At 69.5% G+C, this 21,609-nt stretch carries 19 protein-coding genes and 5 pseudogenes; 13 read left to right on the top strand and 11 right to left on the bottom strand.

Annotated features, from left to right (window positions below; all coding sequences use genetic code 11):
• Positions 1-126: 126 nt before the first annotated feature.
• From ACWDR4_RS13650 to ACWDR4_RS13640, 3 genes are read left to right on the top strand one after another with little or no spacing between them, the layout of a single operon-like run.
• Positions 127-1,011 (top strand): MHYT domain-containing protein, encoded by an 885-nt coding sequence (locus ACWDR4_RS13650; RefSeq protein ID WP_450407866.1) that lies wholly within the window; start codon positions 127-129, stop codon positions 1,009-1,011.
• Positions 1,012-1,031: 20 nt separating this feature from the next.
• Positions 1,032-2,588: a metallophosphoesterase family protein gene (locus ACWDR4_RS13645; RefSeq protein WP_450407863.1), complete on the top strand. Its 1,557-nt coding sequence runs from the start codon at positions 1,032-1,034 to the stop codon at positions 2,586-2,588.
• A 30-nt stretch (positions 2,589-2,618) separates the two neighbouring features.
• Positions 2,619-3,659 (top strand): LLM class flavin-dependent oxidoreductase, encoded by a 1,041-nt coding sequence (locus ACWDR4_RS13640; protein WP_450407860.1) that lies wholly within the window; start codon positions 2,619-2,621, stop codon positions 3,657-3,659.
• Positions 3,660-3,890: 231 nt separating this feature from the next.
• Here ACWDR4_RS13640 and ACWDR4_RS13635 read toward each other — a convergent pair.
• A pseudogene (locus ACWDR4_RS13635) lies at positions 3,891-4,550 on the bottom strand (response regulator).
• 2 nt (positions 4,551-4,552) lie between these two features.
• Positions 4,553-5,244 (bottom strand): annotated as a pseudogene (locus ACWDR4_RS13630) (sensor histidine kinase).
• A gap of 276 nt (positions 5,245-5,520) precedes the next feature.
• Here ACWDR4_RS13630 and ACWDR4_RS13625 point away from each other — a divergent pair.
• From ACWDR4_RS13625 to ACWDR4_RS13610, 4 genes and pseudogenes are all read left to right on the top strand, one after another.
• Positions 5,521-6,627: a cation:proton antiporter gene (locus tag ACWDR4_RS13625; RefSeq protein ID WP_450407859.1), complete on the top strand. Its 1,107-nt coding sequence runs from the start codon at positions 5,521-5,523 to the stop codon at positions 6,625-6,627.
• 520 nt (positions 6,628-7,147) lie between these two features.
• Positions 7,148-7,264 (top strand): annotated as a pseudogene (locus ACWDR4_RS13620) (CBS domain-containing protein); the annotation flags it as partial.
• A 230-nt stretch (positions 7,265-7,494) separates the two neighbouring features.
• Positions 7,495-7,581, top strand: a complete 87-nt coding sequence (locus ACWDR4_RS13615) for a CBS domain-containing protein (RefSeq protein WP_450408171.1) — start codon at positions 7,495-7,497, stop codon at positions 7,579-7,581.
• 36 nt (positions 7,582-7,617) lie between these two features.
• Positions 7,618-7,875, top strand: coding sequence for a BON domain-containing protein (locus ACWDR4_RS13610; RefSeq protein WP_450407856.1), 258 nt, complete (start codon positions 7,618-7,620; stop codon positions 7,873-7,875).
• A gap of 99 nt (positions 7,876-7,974) precedes the next feature.
• Here the strand turns inward: ACWDR4_RS13610 and ACWDR4_RS13605 are convergent, their stop codons facing one another.
• Positions 7,975-8,346 carry an ArsR/SmtB family transcription factor gene (locus ACWDR4_RS13605; RefSeq protein WP_450407854.1) on the bottom strand — a complete coding sequence of 124 codons (372 nt, stop codon included), beginning with the start codon at positions 8,344-8,346 and terminating at the stop codon, positions 7,975-7,977.
• A 197-nt stretch (positions 8,347-8,543) separates the two neighbouring features.
• On the bottom strand, positions 8,544-8,918 hold the full coding sequence (locus tag ACWDR4_RS13600) for a hypothetical protein (protein ID WP_450407852.1): 375 nt from the start codon (positions 8,916-8,918) through the stop codon (positions 8,544-8,546).
• Between the two features lie 515 nt (positions 8,919-9,433).
• On the opposite strand from ACWDR4_RS13600, the pseudogene ACWDR4_RS13595 reads away from it, so the two are divergent.
• Positions 9,434-9,723: pseudogene (locus ACWDR4_RS13595) on the top strand (transcriptional regulator).
• Positions 9,724-10,237: 514 nt separating this feature from the next.
• Here ACWDR4_RS13595 and ACWDR4_RS13590 read toward each other — a convergent pair.
• The 5 genes from ACWDR4_RS13590 to ACWDR4_RS13570 all read right to left on the bottom strand — a co-directional run bounded on the left by ACWDR4_RS13590 (position 10,238) and on the right by ACWDR4_RS13570 (position 13,923).
• Complete coding sequence (locus ACWDR4_RS13590) at positions 10,238-10,588, bottom strand: ArsR/SmtB family transcription factor (RefSeq protein WP_450407849.1); 351 nt, start codon at positions 10,586-10,588, stop codon at positions 10,238-10,240.
• Between the two features lie 443 nt (positions 10,589-11,031).
• Positions 11,032-11,457, bottom strand: a complete 426-nt coding sequence (locus ACWDR4_RS13585) for an ATP-binding protein (RefSeq protein ID WP_450407847.1) — start codon at positions 11,455-11,457, stop codon at positions 11,032-11,034.
• Positions 11,457-11,864 (bottom strand): pyridoxamine 5'-phosphate oxidase family protein, encoded by a 408-nt coding sequence (locus ACWDR4_RS13580; RefSeq protein WP_450407846.1) that lies wholly within the window; start codon positions 11,862-11,864, stop codon positions 11,457-11,459. Before ACWDR4_RS13580 ends, ACWDR4_RS13585 begins: the two co-directional genes overlap by 1 nt.
• Positions 11,861-13,561: a SulP family inorganic anion transporter gene (locus ACWDR4_RS13575; RefSeq protein WP_450408169.1), complete on the bottom strand. Its 1,701-nt coding sequence runs from the start codon at positions 13,559-13,561 to the stop codon at positions 11,861-11,863. The genes ACWDR4_RS13580 and ACWDR4_RS13575 overlap by 4 nt, the downstream gene beginning before the upstream one ends.
• A 20-nt stretch (positions 13,562-13,581) precedes the next feature.
• Complete coding sequence (locus tag ACWDR4_RS13570) at positions 13,582-13,923, bottom strand: ArsR/SmtB family transcription factor (protein WP_450407843.1); 342 nt, start codon at positions 13,921-13,923, stop codon at positions 13,582-13,584.
• 250 nt (positions 13,924-14,173) lie between these two features.
• On the opposite strand from ACWDR4_RS13570, the pseudogene ACWDR4_RS13565 reads away from it, so the two are divergent.
• Together ACWDR4_RS13565 and ACWDR4_RS13560 are read left to right on the top strand one after the other, a co-directional pair.
• Positions 14,174-14,308: pseudogene (locus tag ACWDR4_RS13565) on the top strand (IS481 family transposase); the annotation flags it as partial.
• A 117-nt stretch (positions 14,309-14,425) separates the two neighbouring features.
• The gene (locus tag ACWDR4_RS13560) at positions 14,426-16,375 is read left to right on the top strand and encodes a potassium channel family protein (protein ID WP_450407841.1); all 1,950 of its coding nucleotides are present in this window, start codon (positions 14,426-14,428) and stop codon (positions 16,373-16,375) included.
• 562 nt (positions 16,376-16,937) lie between these two features.
• Here the strand turns inward: ACWDR4_RS13560 and ACWDR4_RS13555 are convergent.
• Together ACWDR4_RS13555 and ACWDR4_RS13550 are read right to left on the bottom strand one after the other, a co-directional pair.
• A complete protein-coding gene (locus tag ACWDR4_RS13555) occupies positions 16,938-17,939 on the bottom strand; it encodes a TauD/TfdA dioxygenase family protein (protein WP_450407839.1) in 1,002 nt (333 codons plus the stop codon).
• 286 nt (positions 17,940-18,225) lie between these two features.
• Positions 18,226-19,014, bottom strand: coding sequence for an IclR family transcriptional regulator (locus ACWDR4_RS13550; protein ID WP_450407836.1), 789 nt, complete (start codon positions 19,012-19,014; stop codon positions 18,226-18,228).
• A 212-nt stretch (positions 19,015-19,226) separates the two neighbouring features.
• On the opposite strand from ACWDR4_RS13550, the gene ACWDR4_RS13545 reads away from it, so the two are divergent.
• The 3 genes from ACWDR4_RS13545 to ACWDR4_RS13535 all read left to right on the top strand — a co-directional run bounded on the left by ACWDR4_RS13545 (position 19,227) and on the right by ACWDR4_RS13535 (position 21,529).
• Positions 19,227-20,051: an AraC family transcriptional regulator gene (locus ACWDR4_RS13545; RefSeq protein ID WP_450407835.1), complete on the top strand. Its 825-nt coding sequence runs from the start codon at positions 19,227-19,229 to the stop codon at positions 20,049-20,051.
• A gap of 346 nt (positions 20,052-20,397) precedes the next feature.
• A complete protein-coding gene (locus ACWDR4_RS13540) occupies positions 20,398-20,664 on the top strand; it encodes an acyl carrier protein (RefSeq protein WP_105968940.1) in 267 nt (88 codons plus the stop codon).
• Entirely contained in the window at positions 20,648-21,529 is an 882-nt protein-coding gene (locus ACWDR4_RS13535) for a thioesterase domain-containing protein (protein WP_450407831.1), read from the top strand. The genes ACWDR4_RS13540 and ACWDR4_RS13535 overlap by 17 nt, the downstream gene beginning before the upstream one ends.
• The last annotated feature ends 80 nt before the right edge of the window (positions 21,530-21,609 follow it).

Here is a 21,609-nt window from a genome sequence, read left to right as displayed (position 1 = left end):
TTTCCGCCCGACCCTGACCTTCGGTCAAACAAAATTCACCGGATACTCGCGGTAACTGCTTGCTTTACTCGCACTTGAAGCGAGAATTCCCCCCTCAACATGCTGCACCTCGGGGGGAATTGGCATATGCAAGGAACAATTGACGGATTCAGTTACGGGTTAGTCACCCCGGTGGCCGCCTTTGTCATGGCCTGTCTGGGGGCCGCCCTCGGCCTGCGCTGTGTGGTCAGATCACTCCTCAACCAGGCTTCGTGGAAACCGGGTTGGCTGGCGCTGGGGGCGGCGGCCATCGGGTGCGGAATCTGGACCATGCATTTCATCGCGATGATCGGGTTCCAGGTCGAGGAGACCGCGGTCCGGTACGACGTCGGGCTGACGGTCACCAGTCTCGCCGTGGCGATAGTCGTCGTCGGTATCGGTGTGTTCGTCGTCGGTTATCGCGGCGCCACGCCCGTGGCGCTCTCCGCCGCGGGCATCGTCACCGGTCTCGGCGTCGCCGCGATGCACTACCTCGGCATGGCGGCGCTCCACCTCAACGGCGAGATCCGCTACGCCGCGACGACCGTGGCTCTCTCCGTGGTGATCGCCGTCGTCGCCGCGACGGCCGCGCTGTGGGCGGCCGTCTCCATCCGGGGCTTTATCACCAGCCTCGGGGCGAGCCTGGTGATGGGTGTGGCCGTCAGCGGGATGCACTACACCGGCATGGCCGCCGTCAGTGTGCATCTGCACGACTCGGGCGGCACCACCTGGGCCGGTGACTCGCCGACCTCGCTGCTGCTGCCGATGCTGATCGGCCCGGCCATCTTCCTGCTGCTGGCCGCGGTCGTGGTGATGTTCGATCCGCTGCTGGTCCTGGGCGACGGCGAGTGGGGCGCCAAGGGTCCCCGGCAGCAGCCCGCGCGGGAGACCCGGCAGATCCCGAGGCAGCCGTCGGCCAGACAGAGTGCGGAGCAGCCGACCCCGAGCTGGCAGCGGACCCCGACCTCACCCCGGACGGATCTTCGACTGTAGGACATTGCTACGGTGCCCCGATGTTTGACTCTTCACGGGCTGACTCCGTACGGGCGCACTCGTCCCGCGACACTGCCGAGGGCGCCGGCTGGGGCGCCGAAGACCCGGGTGCCTACCGGGAGTTGATGCCGCATCGGGTCGAGAAGCTCTCGTGGATCAACCCCCGGACACTGTGGCCGGCCCGCAACGGCGTGCTGGCCTCCTGGTTCGGGGATCCGACGGGCCGCACCCGAAGCCGTTGGTCCGAGCAGCGGACGGCCGCGGGCGCGCCCGCCGACAAGGTCGTCCGGCGCAGCGAACCGGACCGCTTCTCCTTCATGGTGATCGGCGACACGGGCGAGGGCGACGCACCCCAATACGCCGTCGTACCGGGCTTTCTGAGGGTGGGTCAGGACACGGCGTTCACCGTGCTCGCCAGTGACGTGATCTACCCGGTCGGCGCGACCGACGACTACAACACCAAGTTCTTCCGCCCCTACCAGGACTACCCGGCGCCCATCTACGCGATACCGGGCAACCACGACTGGTACGAGGACCTGAACGGGTTCATGCGCGTCTTCTGCGACGCCCCGCCCCTCCCCGCGGACCCCGCACCCCGCCCGCTCACCCGGGCCTGGCTGCGCTCCCTCCTGTGGCACAGGCCGAGCGCCGTCGACGAGCAACGCCTCGCCGAGGCAAGCAAGTTGAGGTCGGCTCCCGCCCAACAGGCGGCTCAGCCCGGCCCGTACTGGGCGATCGACGCCGGACCCGTGCGGATCATAGGCATCGACACCGGTCTGCTGGGCACGCTCGACGCCGAACAGGGCCGCTGGCTGAGGGAGGTGTCCGCCGGGCCGGTCCCGAAGATCCTGATCACCGGGTCGCCCCTGTACGTGGACGGCGAGCACCACCCGTGCCCGATCGAGGGCGGCGGTACGGTCGACGATCTCGTGCGCGAGCCGGAGCGGAACTTCGTGGCCGCGATCGGCGGCGACATCCACAACTACCAGCGCTACCCGGTGAGTGCGCACGGCCGCACCGTCCAGTACGTGGTCTCGGGTGGCGGCGGCGCGTTCATGCACGCCACCCACACCATCAAGCGTGTCTCGGTCGCCGACGTCTCCGAGGACGACTTCCGCTGCTATCCGCTGCGCGGCGACTCGCTGGCCTTCTACAGCAGGGTCTACGGCCGGCGGCTGCACCTGCGGCGCTTCTTCACCCTCTCCGAGGCCGAGGCGACGGCCGTGATCGCCGAGCGCCTGGGCATCCGTCCGGCGCGCGCCTCGGGCGAGTCCGTGCGGCTGACCTGGCGTATCCGCCTGGTCGCCGGTCTGCTGGGCGCGGCCCGCCGTCCCGGCCGTACGCGGCGAGTCCGGCTCCCGGTCCGGAAGGCGTACACACAGCTCTTCTCGCCCGGATCGGCGACGTACAGCCCGCCGTTCTTCAAGAGCTTCCTGCGTCTCGACGTGTCCCCGGAGGCGGTGAGGCTGCGCTGCTTCTCCGCCACCGGCAAGCTCAGCCAGGAGCTGGATCCGCCGGTCGAGGACGAGGTGACCATCCCGCTGACCCGGCCGCCTGGCACAATCGACGGCGTGTGAACGTCCGTACGACGATCGTTGGAGGAGCTCGTGCCGTCCCCCTCACAGCCTCTGCGCAAACTGGGCTTTCTCACCATCGGGCTGTTCGACGGGGACGACCCGCGCGCGGGTCACGAGTCGACGCTGGAGATCATCGAGCTGGGTGAGCGGCTGGGCTTCGACAGCGCGTGGCTGCGTCACCGCCATCTCCAGTACGGGATCTCCTCCCCCGTGGCCGTCCTGGCGGCGGCGTCGCAGCGCACCAGCCGGATCGAGCTGGGCACCGCGGTCATCCCGCTGGGCTGGGAGAACCCGCTGCGCCTCGCGGAGGACCTGGCGACCGTCGACATCCTGTCCGGGGGCCGGCTCAACCCGGGGATGAGTGTGGGCCCGCCGATGCACTTCGACCAGGTCAAGGACGCCCTCTACCCCGACACGGCGGACGCCGAGGACTTCAGCTACGAGCGTGTCCAGCGGCTGCTGGACCTCGTACGCGGGAAGCCGGCCACCGACTTCAGCGGGGTCGAGGGGTTCGAGGTGTTCTCCGACCGGGTGCAGCCGCATTCCCCGGGGCTCGGGCGGCGGCTGTGGTACGGCGGCGGGAGTGCGCGGTCGGCGAAGTGGGCCGGTGAGCACGGGATGAACTTCCTGACCAGCAGCGTCGTGAAGGCCGAAGGGGGCGAGGGCGGCGAGGGGGCGGCGGACTTCGCCGAGATCCAGCTCGCGGGGATCCGGGCGTTCCGTGACAGTCATCCGGACGGTGAGCGGGCCCGGGTCTCCCAGGGGCTCGTCGTGATCCCCACCGACAGTGCCTCGCCCGCGCAGCGCGCGAAGTACGAGGAGTACGCGGCGAAGCGGCTGCCGCGGACCGCGACCCCGCAGGGCCCGGCGCGGCTGATGTTCGCGCCGGACCTCGTCGGCACGTCGGCCGAGATCGCCGAACGCCTGTACGCGCACGTCGCGTTCCAGGAGATCGACGAGGTGGCCTTCGCGCTGCCGTTCACCTTCGAGCACGAGGACTACGTCCAGATCCTCACGGACATCGCGACCCGGCTGGGCCCCGCACTGGGGTGGCAGCCGGCCGCCGGCTGACGTTCCTCGGGGGTGCCACGAGGCTCACCAACTTCTCGTAGTTCGACTCGACCACAGGTCAGGACCATGCTGTGGGCTCGTTGGTCAGCTCCGGCAGCCGTCGCTCACCTCGCCCAGCGGGAAGCGGATTTCCTCGTCGCTGGTCGATACGCATGGGGAGCCGGCCAGGGCTGGAGACGTCCGGATCGTGCCTGGATGTGGACCAGCGGGGGATGGAGCACAGGCCCGGGGCTATGGTTCGATCAGCCCGGCGCGGATGGCGTAGCGGGTGAGTTCGAGCCGCTCCTTCAGGCCGAGTTTCTGCAGCAGGTTGGCGCGGTGGCGCTCGACGGTCTTGACACTGATGAACAGCAGGTCGGCGATCTCCTTGGATGTGTGGCCCTCGGCGACGAGTTTGAGGATTTCCTCCTCGCGGTCGGTGATGGCTCTGGCGGGCAGGCTGTCGCCTTCCCGGGCGCGTTCCAGGTAGTTCCGGATGAGGGTGCTGATCGCCCCGGGGTAGAGGAAGGGTTCGTCGCGCATGGCGGCGCTGCAGGCTTCGACGAGGTCGCGGTCGGCAACGGATTTGAGTACGTAGCCCGCGGCACCGGCCTTGAGGGCTTCGAAGAGGTACTGCTCGTTGTCGTACATGGTCAGGACGAGGATGCGCAGGTCCGGTCACAGACGGGAGAGCTCGCGCGCTGCCTGCAGGCCGGTCGGACGGGGCATGGCGATGTCGAGGATGGCCAGGTCGGGCTGTTCGGCGCGGGCCTTGTCGACGGCTTCGGCGCCGTCGCTGGCTTCGGCGACGACGGTCAGATCAGGTTCGTTGTCGAGGATGAACCGGACTCCGCGGCGGACCAGGGCGTGGTCGTCGGCGAGGAGGATACGGATCTTCGGCGACTCGGACATGATCAGATGCTCCCGTTCGGGGTGGGCACGACGAGGCGTACGTCGGTACCGCCCTCGGGGCTGGGACCGACGGTGAGTTCGGCGCCGATGAGCAGAGCCCGTTCGCGCATACCGAGGATGCCGGCGCCCTCGGCGGCTTGCCGGAGGCCCAGGCCGTCGTCACGGACGCGGAGTTCCACGCCGGTGCGGCTGCGGCGCAAGGTGAGTCGGACGTGTGTGGCGTGGGCGTGGCGGACGGTGTTGGTGAGGCTCTCCTGGGCGACGCGGTAGAGGACCAGTTCGGCTTCGTCCCCCAGAGCGGGCAAGGGCGTCTCCAGTTACCGCCGGGCGGTGAGGCCGCTGTGGGTGGGGATTTCGTTGGTGAGGGACGTGAGTGCGCATACCAGACCGAGTTCCTCCAGTACGCCGGGGTCTTGGTGAGTTCGGCGATCTCGCCGTGTCCGGTGACGGTCGTGCGGCTGCCGGGCTTGAGGAGGTCAGCGATGACCATGGCCCGGTTCAGGCGGGCCAGCGGTGCGAGCCCGATCCGTAGCAGGACGGCATTGGCAATCAGCATCACCACCAGCCCGGCCATCAGGACCAGCGCCTCACCGAACAGCACCGGGGTGGAGACGGTGACAGGCCCCAGGAGCAGCAGGACGGCGACGACAAGCACCACCGCGTTGAGCAGGAGGATCCGCCAGTACAACGACATGATCGTGTGCTCTCTTCCCGGTGATGCTCACCTCCGCGGTCCCTGCCGTCACTGACTGGCCCCATTCAGGGCCCTGGCCTACGGCGGGGCCCACTGCCCCGCCCCACCCTGACCGCTGCCGGCACGCCGTGTCCATCCGTGCTGACCCCCAAATCGTCGGCCTGTTCACAGCTGGCAACATGAGCCCCCGCCGCAGCGGACCACCGGATCGATTCGGCTGCGCGCCGCACCACCATCACGACGAACAGGGAGGGAGGGGCTGTGCCTGCTCCGCGGATGAGCACCACGCCCTTGCCGGGTATCGGTGTCCAGTACGACCTCACCACGCGGGAGCGCCGCCAGCTGTCGGTGATCGCGCATCGGGACGGGACCCGGACAGTGAACGTCTACCGGGCCGACGACCCGGACGCGTGCGCGCAGTCGCTGCGCCTGACCGAGCCGGAGACGGCGTCGTTGATCGACGCGCTGGCACCCTCCCACCACAGCCCGAACCTGCTGTCCACCACAGACCTCGGGCTGGTGGCCGAGCGGATCGAGCTGTCGTCGACCTCGTACTGGAACGGGCGGTCCTCGGCGACACCCGGATGCGGACCGATACCGGCGCCTCGATCGTCGCGGTACTGCGCCGCGCGCAGGCGATCCCCTCGCCGACGCCGGACTTCCGGCTGGCCGGCGGGCAGCCTCACCCTGGCCATCGCCCTCGGCGCCACCGGACTGGTCCTGGTGGTCGCGGTGCGCTACGAGCGGCTCATCTCCCGTTTCGTCTCCAGCGACGACCCCGAGAAGCTGCTCCTGGTCGTGCTGGGTCTGACCCTGCTGGTCGCCGGTGTCGCACAGCAGTTGCAGGTCTCCGCAGCGGTGGGGGCGTTCCTGGTCGGCATCGCGCTGTCCGGCGAGGTCGCCGAGGGCGCGCACGGCCTGCTCTCCCCGCTGCGTGACCTGTTCGCCGCCGTGTTCTTCGTCTTCTTCGGTCTGCACACCGACCCTGCCAGCATCCCGCCCGTCCTCCTGCCAGCCCTCGCGCTGGCCGTCGTCACCGCCGGCACGAAGATCGCCACCGGCTACTGGGCTGCCAAACGCGCCGGGGTGGGTACCAAGGGCCGTTGGCGCGCAGGCGGAACCCTGGTCGCCCGCGGTGAGTTCTCCATCGTCATCGCCGGACTCGCCGTCACCGCCGGCATCGAACCCTCGCTCGGCCCGCTGGCCACCGCGTACGTGCTCATCCTCGTGGTTCTCGGACCGCTCACCGCCCGCTACACCGAGCCGGCCGCCGCCTGGATCACCCGGCACCGTACCCCGCCCGGGCCACGCCCGGCGGCGGTGTCCTCCGTGGAAGGGGCCACGGAGACAGTCCAGGGCCAGGGCACTGCCGGACCCGTATGAGCGAGGACAGGTGGGCGGCGATCACGGGTCAGGACACTGTGCTGCTGCTCGCCGCCTTCGCCGTACATCTGGGCGGCGCCGTCGGGTGAGCCTGGCGTATCTGGCGTTCCGGACCGGTCCTTCGGCGCCGGTGAAGGACCGATCAGCCGGGAGGCGATCAGATGTTGGGCGGGTCGTCGATCAAAGTGACGGCGCATCACGATGGTGACGGGGGCGATGAGCAGGACCATGGTGAGGCCGTGATGGATCGGTGGAGATCCGGTCGCCGGATACGGGTGTCACCACGGATGGACGCCTCCTCTCTGCGGCGCCACGCTGTGGCGGGGCCGTGAGTTCGGCGGCACCAGAAGCGTTGGACCGCACGCGCCCTGGGACGCCGGCGTGCTCAGTCGACAGTTCGACGGCCCATGCCTGAACCATCTGGATGGACCGCCGTTGCGACTGGGTTCTGCCTCTCGATGTGCCGTCAGGGGCCGGCTGACAGTCCGACATCCCCGTCCTCACCAAAGAGGGGAAGGACATGAAACGCAGCAATGTCGGGGCAGTGATGACAAGCAACGTCGTCAAGGCCGGTTGCGACACTTCCTTCAAAGAGGTCGCCCGCCCCCTCAACCAGCACGGCGTCAGTGGCCTTCCTGTCGTCGACGTCAACGAGAGAGTCATCGGTGTGGTCTCCGAGACGGACCTTCTGGCCCGTCAGGTCGAGGCCGACGACCCCTCTGGTCCTCCGCGTCGCTTTCACTGGCCTCGGATCAGCTCCGCTTCGCGGCAACGTAGGACCAAGGGCCATGCTCGTACCGCAGAGCAGTTGATGTCCCGTCCTGTCGTCACGGTGAATGCCGATGTCGATGTTGCCGAGGCCGCACTATGGCCAGGCACCGCATCGAACGCCTGCCGGTGGTGGATGAAGAGCAACATCTCGTGGGCATGGTGACCCGCCGCGACCTTCTGTAAATCTTCCTGCGGACGGACGCCGACATACGCTGTGATGTGATCGACGAGGTCGTTGCCGGTACCCTGTCCTTGCCTCCGCAAGCCGTCGACATCACCGTGCGGGAAGGCGTAGTGACGCTGTCCGGGCAGCTCGAGCACCGCACTGAAATCGAGATCGCCGTGCGCCTGACCCGCCAGATCGACGACGTGGTTGCCGTCGCCGACCAACTCACCTTCCGTCTCGACGACGCACATCTGCGGCTCACCGAACGCGCCACGCACGGGGTGGCGGACGACTGGCTCCGCAAGCTCTAGGCCTGGCATTTCTGGCAGTTCCCAGGGTTCGCGGAGGTCTTGTACAGGGGGTTGGGCAACGAACTCGTTCCCGCCAGTCGAAGGACCCGCACCAAGGAGTCAGGGGCGTCGGTCGGCTCCGCTCGGGGTGAGGGCCGGCTGGGGGTCCGCCTGCTGGAGTTCGGCGAGCAACTCGCTCTGGCCGGAGATCAGTTCGGTCAGGATCCTACGGGCCGAGCGCAGGAGTTCGGCCACATCGCCGCCGGCCAGGGCGTAGCTGACGGTAGATCCCTCCCGGATGGACACCACGATCCCCGAGCGGCGCAGTACGGCCAGTTGCTGGGAGAGATTGGACGGTTCGATCTCGATCTCGTTCAGCAGCTCGCGTACGGGGACGGGGCCGTTCTGCAGCAGTTCCAGGACCCGGATGCGTACCGGATGTCCGAGCATCCGGAAGAACTCGGCCTTGGCCTGGTAAAGGGGGACCTGCATGGTAAATCGCGCTCCCTGCCGCATTCGACGGGCTGCATCCGGGGGCGGTGGCCCTGTACGTGCCACCGCAGGCGGTCTGGCGGACCAATTTTGGTGCATCCGGCCCCGCACGCCCATGGGATTGATCTGATCCGGATATGCCCAGTTGAAGAAATCTTCAACTCATGAGCGTGCGAGGTTGCGGAGCACTCGGCTTTCTACACGTCCAGTTGGCCCTCGACGCTCTTGAGCTGGTGGCGGGCCATCGCGAGGTTCGACTTCCCCCTGTCGAGCACGAGGTAGAGGAACAAGCCGTTGCCGCCACGGCCCTTGATCGGCCTCAGGACGTGGTACTGGCTGCCGAGCGTGATCAGGATGTCCTCGATCTCGCCCTTGAGCCCGAGGTGTTCCATGGTGCGGGTCTTGGCGCGGATCACGTCCGTGTTGCCCGCCGCCGCGACCGTCAGGTCGAGGTCCTTGCCGCCTCCCAGAGTGCCCAGTGCCATACCGCTGGTGTAGTCGACCAGGGCGGTTCCCAACGAGCCCTCGATCGACGTCATGATCTCTTTGAGGCAGATCTCCACATTGCTCATCCCTGGCATCTCCTCCTTGTCACTGCGAGGCTCGGGCGTCGCCCTCCTCACCGATGCCCCCGGACCTTACGTAGCGCCTGCCGCCGACAGCCCTGTTGTTTCTGTACTGGCCGAAGGGGCCACAGAAAAGTCGGATGATGAGATATCCGCGACCGCTCATGCTCGGCCAATGACCATCGCTACCGCAGAGGCCGAGGCAGACGGCGTGGCCCGTGATGGCTCCTGCGAAGGACCGGTCGATACTGCTGGCGTACGCCCACCGCCGCGAGGCGCCGGTCCAAGTGCTGGGGCAGACCGCTGCGGGGCGCAGCGCCATCTGTATGCCCCCTGCCGTCTCGGTGGACGGCGTCGGCCTGAAGTGCGCCGTCCCATCTGCACGCACAGGATCCCGACGTGGCGGCCGAGGACGTGTACGCCGTAGCGGTGGCGCAGGACGAGCTGGACGACATGATGCGGCTGGCCCACTGGCACGGGCTGGACGCCGAGGCGGCGAGAGCGGACGAGGAATGAGCAGGATGCCGGTACCACCGTACGAGGCGAAGGCAGAGTTCTTCCGGATACTCGGCCGGTGCACGACCTGCCGGCCGCGATCGAGGGCGAGCCGTCGAACCTGTCGCAGCAGCCGGCGGTGCTGCGCCGCTCCGGGATCGTCACTGCGACCCGGACCGGCTCCACGGTGGTGTACGAACTGGCCGGCGGGGACGTGGCCGAACTGCTGGCCGCAGCGCGCCGGATCCTTTCCGTGCCGGCGGCGGGCCGTCAGAAGCTGCTGAAGGAGCTGCGCGCCGGGGAACCGACACGGTGAGGGGCGGGCACTCGTTCCGGCCCTGACACAGAGGCAGTCGGCCCGCGGCGGCGATGCAGCATGTGCCGTCGCCGGTGCGGCGACACATCGTCTCGGTGCCGCTCGGGCCGGAGGCGATGGTACGGGCCCGTGAGGCGGTGGCCGGACCCTGTGCCGAGGTCGGCGGGGCTCCGGGTTTCCGCGTTTGCCGACGCGGGTGCTGCTGGTGACCAGCGAGCTGGTCGTGAACGTGCTACTGCACGCGCCACGGTCCTTGTCTCGACTGTGAACCGCCATCCACCATGACGGCAAGGTGGTCCTAAGTAACCGGTGGGCAGGGCTGCCGAGTCACCGACGGGCAGTCGGGGACCGCCAGATCCACCGGTACGACGTCTGCGTGCCGGGGTGAGACCACCACCGGGCGCCCGTACCGTTCGGCGTCACATACCGGGTCGTGAGCCGCCGCGATCTCGCAGCCGTCGCACCACAGAGCGTTGCCAGCTCCCGGGAGGCGGCCTCCGATTGAGGGCCGTCGTTACGACGGTGGTTTTGCCTGCGTCTGGGCGGCCTGCAGATCGGCGAGGAGTTCGGCCTGCCCGGCGAGTACGCCGGACAGGATGGTGCGGGCCACCCGGAGCAGCTCGGCGATGTGCGGACTGGTCAGCGAGTAGTACACGGTGGAGCCCTCCTTGCGGGTCACCACCAGATTCGCCCGTCGCAGCACCGCGAGCTGCTGCGACAGGTGGGCCGGCTCGATGCCCACCTCGGGCAGCATCTCCGCCACCGCGTGCTCACGCTCGCTCAGCAGCTCCAGGACCCGGATGCGTGCCGGGTGACCGATCGTCTTGAAGAACTCGGCCTTCAGTTGGTACAGCGGGGCAGTCATCGTGCCGTCCCCTCTCCGGCGGAGCAGTGCGGCCGTACCGGCCGGTCCTCGGCGCATCGCATCAGCCCTCCCCCATCCTTCGGGCGGGGGGACCCCCATCTCACTTCGCTCGTCACACACACGCGGCCCATCCTCGCCTGCGGCAGCGGCCACACCGAATCCACACACATGAACGCCAGAGGCTCGTCTCGGCCGATGGCCTTCACTCGAAGACTCATACGTTACTGCTCCCTTGTCCGAGTCGATCAAGCCTGGCGAGGGGCGGGTGCCGCGTCCCACGACCCGGCCGACGGCGCCCTCGAAGCAGCGGAAGGCGTTCGGGCCCAGGTGACCGGAGACGGGCGGGATGCCGAGGTCCTGTCCTGCTCGACGGTGTAGTCCCATTAGATGGTCATTGTCGTCAACTTCCTTGCATGGGCTGCCCGTTCGGTTTCCTGCTCGGATCAGAGGGGCAGGGTGATCCAGATGCTCTTGCCCTTGCCGTCCGCGTCCCCGCGTACGACGGCCGTACCGCCCAGGCCGAGGGTGAGTTCCATGACCGTCGCCAGTCCTCCGCTCCCGGTGTCGGTTGCCGCCCCGTACAGCTGAGGCTGGTGGGGATGGCGGTCGTGGACGGCGAAGGCCAGGCAGTCCACGCCGGCCGCGTAGATGACGGTCATCTGTGGGGAGAGCGTGGCGGCGTGCCGGACGGTGTTGGTGACCAGCTCGCCGAGGATGAGAAGGGCGGGGCCGATGGCGGAATGGCGCAGGTCTATCCCCCACTCGGCAAGAGCGCGCTCGGCGGTCTCCCGGGAGAGCCTGACGGCGGACGGCAGCGTGGGAAGGGTGAGCACATGACGGTGGGGCAGGGCTTCGAGCCGGGTACTCATCACGCCTCCGCGCGGGCCAGGCGGAATCCGCTCACCGTCTGCGGCTTGATACGCAACAGGGTGTCGTGGGGGCCGTGACTCCAGCCGGTGAGGGTGCGCCGGTAGTGGCCCGCCTCGTGGGGATCGCTGATCGCCTCGATCGGTCCGGCGACGGTGACGGTCCAGCCGGTGCCGGTCTGGGCGCGGATCTCCTCCACGTGGTACGTCGCTGTCCGCGGGACCACGGCCGCCTGCACCGGGGTGCGCACAACGAGGCGTCCGAACTCCCACACATGCCGGGCCGGGCGCACGAGCGCCGTCTCCCGCTGGACGTACACCAGCCGACCCAGCGCGCCGCTTTCCAGCAGCCACAGGGCCTCGGCACCCGAGACTTCGACCATGCGCAGGTCTGAGGGGGGAGCGCTCATCGGAGGGTTTCCTCACTGGAGGTCCTGGGCTTGTGGGCCGGAACGGAAGGCATGACTCCGGCGGACTCCAGGTAGGTGCGGGCGCCCCGGATGGCCTCGGGCGTGGTGGCGTACTCACGGCCTTCGCTGCGGAGCAGGTCCAGGGCCCCGACCGAGTCCAGAGCCTGGCGCTGGCCCGGGCGTATACCGGAGGTCATGACGACGATGCCGCGCCGGTTGAGCTTTTGCACCGCGTCCTTGAGGACCAGGGCGCCGGTGGCGTCCAGGGTCGTCACGCGGGACATGCGCAGGATGACCACGCGGACATCGGCCACCTCGGACAGTTCGAGGAGGAAGCGGTGGGCGGCGGCGAAGAACAGCGGGCCGTCGATGCGGTAGGCGACGATGTGCTCCGCGAGCAGCGCGTGCTCCTCCACACTGTGGTCGCCCCGGTCGAGGGGGACCTGTTCCAGGCGGGCCTGCTCGGCCACCGCGCGCAACGCCAGGGCACCCGCGACCACCAGGCCGATGATCACGGCGTAGACGAGGTCGAGCGCAAGCGTCGCGGCGGCCGTCAGTACGAGGATCAGCCCGTCGGAGCGGGTGGCCCGGGCCATCGCCTTGAGCGAGCCGACCTCGACCATGCGGATCGCGGTGGCCAGCAGCACGCCCGCGAGCGCGGCGAGCGGGATCTTCGACACGAGGGGCGCGGCCGCGAAGACGATCACCGCGAGGACCACGGCGTGGGTGAGCGCCGCGAGCCGGGAGCCCGCTCCCGTACGCACGTTCACCGCGGTCCGCGCGATCGCGCCGGTCGCAGGCACGCCGCCGAGCAGCGGCGCCGCGATATTGGCCAGGCCCTGCCCGAACAACTCCCGGTCCGGGTCGTGCTTCTGACCCACGGTCATCCCGTCGGCCACCGAGGCGGACAGCAACGACTCCAGGGCGGCCAGTGCCGCGACCGCCACGGCCGGGGCGAGCAGCGAGCCGAGCGCGCCCGGATCGAGGAAGGCGAGGGACGGCACGGGCAGGCCGGACGGCAGGTCACCGATCGGGGAGGCCGCGTCCAGCCCGGCCAACTGCGCGACAACGGTGGCCGCGATGACCGCGAGGATGGAGAAGGGGATCGTTGGCCGCCAGCGGGCTCCGATCAGCATGACGGCGGCAACCGCGGCGGCGAAGGCCACGGCGGTCCAGTTCGGGGACTTCGCGAACTCCTCCACGGCGTGCCAGGTCACCACCAGCACCCGGTCGCCCTCGGGCTTGGCCACGCCCAGCGCGTTCGGGATCTGTTGCAGCCCGATCACACAGGCGATGCCGAGCGTGAAGCCCTCCACGACGGGCGCGGGCACGTACTGCATGTACTTCCCGGCCCTGAGCAGGGCGAGCGCGACGAGCATCAGGCCCGCCATCAGCCCGACGGTCAGCACTCCGGACGGCCCGTGCTGGGCGACGATCGGCACGAGCACCACGGTCATCGCGCCCGTCGGCCCGGACACCTGAAGATTCGAACCGCCGAACACCGCGGCCAGAGCGCCGGCGACGACCGCAGTCGCCAGCCCCGCCTCGGCACCGAGGCCGGAGGAAACGCCGAAGCCGAGCGCGAGCGGCAGCGCGACGACCGCCACCGTGAGGCCGGCCAGCAGGTCCCGGCGCGGGTCACGGCGCATCTCCGCCAGATCGCTACGGCCGGGTAGCAGCACGGTGAGGCGGGCCATCGCCTGGCCGAACGAGATGCTCACTGCGCGGCGACTTCGGCTTCGCGCAGCTCGGCCAGCAGCTCGCCCTGCCCGGCCAGCATCTCGGTCAGGATCCGGCGCGCGGCACGCATCAGGTCGGCGACGTCCCCGCTGGCGAGCGCGTACACCACCGTCGAGCCCTCGCGCCTGGAACTGACGATGCCCGAGCGGCGCAACACCGCCAGCTGCTGCGACAGGCCAGAGGGCTCCACCTCGATCGCGGCCAGCAGCTCCCGCACCGGCAGCGGACCCTCCTGCAGCAGCTCCAGCACCCGTATCCGTACGGGATGCCCCAGCATCCGGAAGAACTCGGCCTTGGCCTGATACAGCGGAACGGACACGATCCCTCGGCTTCCCCGGCAGCGCCCCACCCGGGGCAAGCGAATGCTGCACCCGCGGCTACGTGCATACATAGTCAACACAGCATCTAACCAATTGCAAAATTTCGCAATTCAGCATCCTGCTTCTGCCGGTCGGCCTCCCGCTGCCCGCCGGATGTTGCGCACCTTGGTGCCCGCCCTGATCCCCGAGGAGCTTGACCTTGAGCACCTTGACGACGACCACGGTGTCGCCGTCCTGGAGCACAGTGCCGACGGGCGGGAGTGCAAGATGGTCACCGGCATCGACGACCACTGCCGGCTCGTCGTGATCGCCTCCGTGATGGCGATGCCCAGCACCCGCGCGGTGCGCTCGGCCTGCACCGCCGCCATGCGCCGTTACGGGGTGACCCCCAGCCGGTGGAGGTGGTGTTCCAGCACATTTGGGCGGTCTGTCGTCGCGCCGTGCCGCCCTCCGTGCAGAAGGCATGGAAACAGCTGCCCGGCTGCGGCAAAGTGATCTTCCATGTCGTCTCTCCCGCGCCAGATACGCCCCCGCACCGGGCACATGATCGTCTGCGGTGATGACGGGCTCGCCCACCGGCTGTCCGACGAACTGCGCGAGGTCTACCGCGAGCACGTCACGCTCGTGACCCCCGCCGGAAGCGGCGTCGCGGCAAGTACGCCGTCGCCCGGTCGGGCCCGGGCGACGGCGCTCTTCGGCCGGGTGTCCTCGGCGATGACCAGGGTCGCGGGCACCACGCAGGCTGCCGCCGATGACGGACACGTGCTGGAGGCGTCGGAGGTCACCGATGACGTACTGGCAGCAGCTGGGGTGGCACGGGCCGCCGCGCTCGCGCTGGTGTACGAGGACGATGAGGTGAACATCCGCACGTCGCTGATCGCCCGGCGTCTCAACCCCCAGGTGCGGCTGGTGATCCGGCTGTACAACCGCAAGCTCGGCCAGCAGTTGGAGGAGCTGCTGGACCAGGCCGTCGCCGTCGCCGCCCCGGGACTGGACCCGGTGGCTCTGGACGCGTCCACCACAGTGCTGTCCGACGCGGACACCGCTGCCCCGGCGCTGGCTGCCACTGCCGTCGCGGATACCAGCAAGGTGGTTCAGGCGGACGGACTGCTGCTGCGGGCGGTGGAGCGTACTCCGCCACGCCGTGGTGAGGTTGTCGACCCGGGCCTGTGCACCCTGGCTCTGCTGTCGGCGACGGCCAACGACCCTGCGGGGGCGGAGGGTTCGGACCGCAGCGGTACGGAGGCGCCCCAACTCCTCCCGGACGAGAACGCGGTGACCGCGGCGACCGGACGTGGCACGGTGGTACTGGAAGCGGTCTCGTACAGCGGGCCGGTACTGCCCACCGGTCGGCTGGCCGGCCGGGGAGCTCCACTTGGACAGTTGTTCTCGCGTCGGCTGCGCTGGTCGTTCGTTGGCCTGATCGCCTGCGTGCTCGCCCTCGCCCTCGCCTCCTGGCTGACCACCGGCGATGACCTGGTGCACGCCACCTACCTCACCCTGCTCGACCTGTTCGCCATCGACGACCCCGCGATAGGTGAGCCGCTGAGCCGTCAGATCATCCAACTCCTGTCCGGGCTGGCCGGGTTGTTGCTGCTGCCGGTGATGACCGCTGCCGTGCTGGAGGGCCTGGGCACCTTCCGCAGCGCCTCCGCTCTGCGGCGCCCGCCGCGTGGCCTGTCCGGACATGTCGTTCTGCTCGGGCTGGGCAAGATCGGTACCCGTGTGCTGGCCCGGCTGAAGGAGCTCGACATCCCCGTCGTCTGCGTGGAGTCGGACCCCGAGGCGCGCGGCATCCCGCTGGCCCGCCGCCACCACATCCCCACCGTGATCGGGGACGTCACCGAAGAGGGCGTCCTGGAGTCCGCCAAGATCCACCGCGCGCACGCCCTGCTCGCCCTGACCAGCTCCGACACCACCAACCTCGAAGCCATCCTGTACGCCCGCTCCGTCAAGCCCGACCTGCGTGTCGCGCTGCGGCTGTACGACGACGACTTCGCCACGGCCGTCTATCGCACCCTGCGCGCCGCCCACCCGCACGCCCTGACCCGCAGCCGCAGCGTCTCCAGCCTCGCGGCCCCCGCCTTCGCCGGGGCCATGATGGGCCGCCACATCCTGGGCGCCATCCCGGTCGAACGCCGCGTCCTGCTCTTCGCCGCCCTCGTCGTCGCAGGGAACCCACAGCTGGAGGGCCGCACAGTCGCCGAAGTCTTCCGCCCCGGGGCCTGGCGCGTCCTGGCCCTAGACGCCTCCGCCCCCGCCGACCGCCGCCCCGACCTCGCTGCGGCCCATCCGGCCGACGGCAACGACCGGCCTTCCGGGCTGGTCTGGGAACTGCACCCCGGATACGTCCTTCGACCCGAGGACCGGGTCGTGCTGGCCGCCACCCGCCAGGGCCTCGCCGAACTCCTCGGCCGACACCCACGATTGACCAACCCCGCCATGCCGTAGTCCTGTTTCCGTGTGCGCAGCCCGACGCGGACGGCCTGGTTTCTGGGTCTCGGCATCGCGGGAGTCGCACTCCTCGCCCTGTCCGAGAGCTCAAATGCAGGTCGGCGACGGATGGCGGTGAAGCGTCTGTCGTTGACCGCAGCGGTCCACAGACCGCGGCCGAACCACTTCGTGATGTCCGGCTGCCTCCCGGCGATGGGTACGCATCCGGGCTCCTCCCCGTCGTACCCCGCAGGCCCGCGGCTCCGTGGCATCCGGCACGGCCAGGTCCTCGCCGTGGGTATGGCCGGAACACGGTGAGCATCAATCGCGGTGGTGCCACCGTCTTCGCCTTTGCCGGCCCGCGTGTTCGCCCTGCTCGGCCAGCGCCACTCGCCCCTGCTGCCCTATGTGCCGCCCCAGCTGTACTACGGCATCGACCGGGCGGCGGGGCGCCTCCGGAGCCCGCTTCCGACCGCCCCGCACCGCCAGGATCGACAACTGAACAGTCCTGGTCCGACCTGCGAAGACACCGGCCAGAAGCTCATCTGTCAATCTCCCCAGGAGGTACCCACGAAGATGCTCACCAGCGCCCGGGTTCGGTGCCGGTGACCGGCTCCGACGGCCTGCCGTCCACGCCTGCCGGGATGTCGCCGGTCAGCATCACGCGGTGCATGACCCGGGGGTGGCCGAGGTGGGCGTTGTCGCCGGGGGCGAGGTGGATGGTGGCCCGGTTGTCCCAGAAGGCGACGCTGCCGGGCTCCCAGCGGAAACGGACCGTGTACTCGGGCCTGGTCGCCTGTTCGAGGAGCATCTCCAGGAGCAGGCGGCTCTCCGCGCGGGAGACGTCCACGATCTGCTCCAGGTAGTAGCCGTTGACGAACAGCACCCGCTCCCCCGTCTCCGGGTGGACCCGGACCAGCGGGTGCACCGAGGCGACCTGGTGGTCCAGCAGATGCCGGAGGTAGGCGTCGTCTCCGGGGCGTGACTGGTAGCCGACGCCGAGCCGGTGCTCGGCTCGCAGTCCGTCCACGAACTCCCGTACGGGCGCGGAGAGTCCGGCGTACGCGGCGGCCAGGTTGGACCAGGTGGTGTCGCCGCCGTACGGCGGTACGGTCTCGGCGCGCAGGACGGTCGCGGCGGGCGGGTCGATACGGGCGCCGTGGTCGCAGTGCCAGCCGCGCAGCAGGGAGTGGCGGCGGCGCTCCAGCCATTCGGCGTGCTCCATGCCGTAGCGTCCGCCCAGTTCCAGGCGGTCGGCGGTCGTCTCGATCTCGGGGAAGCCGGGCGGAGAGGCGCTGCCGCGGCGGCCCAGGACGACCGGCTCGCCGAAGCGGCGCGCGAACGCGATGTGTGCGGCGTGGTCCAGTCGCTGGTCGCGGAAGAAGACCACCTTCCAGCGCAGGACGGCCGCCCTGATCTCGGCGACGACGGTGTCGTCGAGGGGCTCGGTCAGGTCTACGCCCGAGATCTCGGCGCCGATGTGTCCGGCGACGGGCCTCACCTCCACGTCGGAGGTGGGTGCCGAGCCGAACTCCTGGGCAGGCGGCTGCACTTGGCCGTTCGTGGCGCGGTCCGTCGTCATGCACGCTCCGATCGTGGGTGCTGGGTCGTGTGTCGGCCTCGCTGATCAGCGTGCCAGCGTATGCGCCCCGCTGGTAACCCCGGTATCCCGTCTGCGGGTCCGTCGTGGCTGGTCGCGCAGTTCCCCGCGCCCCTCAAGGGGCGCCCCGGCCGGGCGGGGTTCACAGGCACCGGTCGTACGACTGCCCTGTTGCGGCGGGCCGAGCGGGCCGTCCTCGGCGTGGACGGCGTCGCACGGGTGCACGTCAATCGGTGGGGAGACGGCGTACCTGGGACGGTAGGGAGGGTTACGCGCCCGCCCCCGCCATCCGCCACCCTTCCGTGCGGTCGTGCTGGGAGACCGCCTCGGCCGTCGCCAGGACCAGCGGGGTCAGCCGGGACGGCTGGAGCATGCTCAGCGGGGCCACGATGCCGACCGCCGCCACCACCGTGCCGCGTGCGTTGCGCACCGGTGCGGCGATCGCTCCACGGCCCTCGCGCAGGGTGCCGCAGACCACGGCGTACCCCTCGCGTCGGGTCTTGTCGAGGCAGTTGCGCAGGGTGGTGCCGTCGGTGATCGTGGCGGCGGTGTACGCGCGCAGCGGGCCGGCGCAGATCTCGTCCTGCAGAGCGATGCCGGCGTTCGCCAGCAGGACCAGGCCCGCCGCGGTGACGTGCAGCGGGAGCCGGCGGCCGGGGTCGCCCCAATGTGCCGTGAGGCCGGGGTCGTTGGAGAGGAAGGTCAGGCAGACGGTCTCCGTTCCGTCGCGCAGGGCGAGGACCGCCGCGCCGCCGCACTGCGTGTGGAGGTCCACGAGGTGGGGCTGCGCGGTCTCGGCCAGACCCGAGTAGCGGGGGGCCAGCGTCGCCGTCTCCCACAGTCTCAGGCCGATGCTGTATCCGCCTTCCTCTCTGCGTTCGAGTGCGCCCCAGCCGTGGAGCTTGTTCACGATGCGATGGACCGTGGCGACCGGAAGACCGGAGCGCCTGCTGATGTCGCTCAGCGTCAGGATGCGGTTGTCACGGTCGAAGACGCCGAGGATGCTGAGCGTCCGGTCGACAACCGAGCGCTCGGGGGCGCCGGGGTGGGTGGTCATCCCGTCTACTTCCCTTCACCTGCACATCATGTGGGGACTGTTGCGTGTGCATGCGCCGGACGTGATCCGGCAACGGGCGGCCACGCCTATCATTGATAGTTAAATGAGCCTGAAGAAAGGTCGATTCCGGAACGCTCATGGTCGATTTCGCTACGTTACCGATCCCGGTAGTCCCCTACACCCCCGTCTGCCGACCCGGGGTCGGCATGGCCATGACCACGCTCAGCGAGGTGCGCAAGAAGGTCCGCGCGGAGCTCACCACCGCGCCCCACCGGCTCGCCTTCCACCAGATCATGCTGGTCGAGGAGGGCAGCGGAGTCTTCACGATCGACTCCACGCCCTACGAGTCCCGGGCGGGCTCCCTGCTGTGGATCCGGCCGAACCAGGTGATCCAGTTCGCGGTGCCGTCGGGCATGGAAGCCCGTCTCGTCATGTTCACCGAGACGTTCCCGTTACGTCTGCGAGCGCACATGGGAATGCTCGACGACGTCCTGCGCCCCTCCCACTGGCAGCTCGCCGACGACGAGCTGGACACGTTCCGACGGGTCCTGGCCCTGCTGCGGGAGGAGTTCGAGCGGCCCGACGAAGGCATGGGCGAGGACCTCCTCAAGCATCTGCTGGCGGTCGCCCTGCTCTACGTCGACCAGATGTGCCGCAGCCACCGCGAGGACCCGGTGCGCGGCGACGGCCCCTCAGGCGAGAACGGCGAACTCTTCCTGCGTTTCCGGCGTGAGCTGGAGGACTCCTACCGCAGGACCCGGCTGGTCGAGGACTACGCCGCCGCGCTCAACTGCACGCCCCGCACCCTGTCCCGGGCCTGCCGCAGCGTCGCCGGCACCACCACCAAGGACCTGATCGACGCCCGCGTCGCCCTGGAGGCGAAGCGCCTGCTGGTCCACACGGACCTGTCCGTCGGCAGCATCGCCCGTCAGCTCGGGTTCACCGAAGTCACGAACTTCGGCAAGTTCTTCATACGACGCGTGAATATGACACCCGGCGCCTTCCGGCGCGGTGCCGAACCGCAGAATGAGGGCTGACACCTAAGTCACCGGCCAGGACTTCACCCGCCGGTAACTGATTCCGCCGCGCGTTCTACGCCCGTAAACCACAATTTCTTTCCACTCTCCGGAAGAGCGGTTGTCCGGGATTCGACAAGCTGGCAAGACTGTGGCCTGCATGCTTCGGGCGGCCACTCCCGAACGCTGCTCCTTTCATGTGGAAGCACAAGTCTGGACCAGACAGACCGGATTCCTCCTACACCTGTCTACTGACGGGTTGTCCTCTGCCGTACTCCGCGTGAAGTCACGCGTGAAGTCAGTCACAAAACGCTGCCGTCCATATCGACCATTTCCGAGAACGCGCCCGACGGAAGGACGACACACCATGGCCGTAGTGACCGCTCGTGAGGCCCAGGACTGGCTGATCGAGAAGATCGCCCACCGGATGGGCGTGGCGACGGGCGAGGTCTCGCCCGAGGTGTACTTCGACGAACTCGATCTCGACTCGACCGAGGCGCTCATCCTCGCCGGCGAGATGGAGAACTGGCTCGGCTTCGAGCTGAGCACGACGACCCTCTGGTACCACCCGACCGTGAAGGACCTGGCGGCCTACATAGCCGAGGAGTGCGGCCGTCGTGCGGCCACCGCGTAAGGGTCCACCGCCGGTCGCCCGCACCTTCCGGGCCGCCGTGTCCGGCGGGCCCACGGTGTACGTCGTCCATCCGGGCGCCCTCGCCGTCGAGGTGTACGAGGGGCTCGCGGGCGCGCTCCCGGACGGCACCGGACTCACCGTGCTCGACCTGGGCGCGGTCCCCGAGTACGCGGACGCGGCGCTCACCGGAGGCCGGGCCGCGACGACCGTGGAGGACCTGGCGGCTCTGCTGCTGACCGCGCTGGAGCGGTCCCGGCAGGAGAACGGCGGTACCGCGGAGGGGAGTTGGAGTCTGGCGGGCTGGTCCTTCGGCGGGGTGCTCGCCCTGGCGATGACCCGGCTGATGACCGCCGCACGCCTGCCCGGACGGCTGGTGCTGCTGGACAGCATCGCCCCGGTCGAGGAGTACAAGCAGCCCGACGACGCGTTGCGGCCGGATCTGCTGCTCAGCTGGTTCGCGATGTATCTGGGCGCCAAGCGGGGCAGGCCGGTTTCGCTCGACCTGGACCGGCTGGCCGGGTGCGGTACGGACGACGGGCTGACCGCCGTCCTCGACGCCGCGACCGCCTCCGGGGCGCTGCTGCCCGACACCCCGCTGCCGGGTCTGCGCAAGCTCTACGACACGTACGTCGACGGCCTGCTGCGCAACAACCGGCTGACGGCGCCGCACGCCCCCGGATCCGCCCCGCTGCCCCTGACGCTGGTGCAGGCCGAGCGCAGCCTGGTCCCGGCCGACCCGACACTCGGCTGGCGCCCGCTCGCCCCGCAGGGCCTCACCACGTACCGCTGTCCCGGCGACCACTACACGATGCTCGCCCGCACGGACTCCCTCGGCGTGATCGCACCTCTGCTCCGGACGTCCTGACCAGCGCCGTCTCGCCTACTTCCCACTCTTCCAGCGCCGTCTCTCCTTCCTCCCGCTCCACCAGCGCCGTCTCTCCTTCC

It is taken from the genome of Streptomyces sp. NPDC000878, assembly GCF_053599695.1.
The sequence above is the reverse complement of the archived record's forward strand: the minus strand, read 5'-3'. Positions and strand labels throughout refer to the sequence as shown.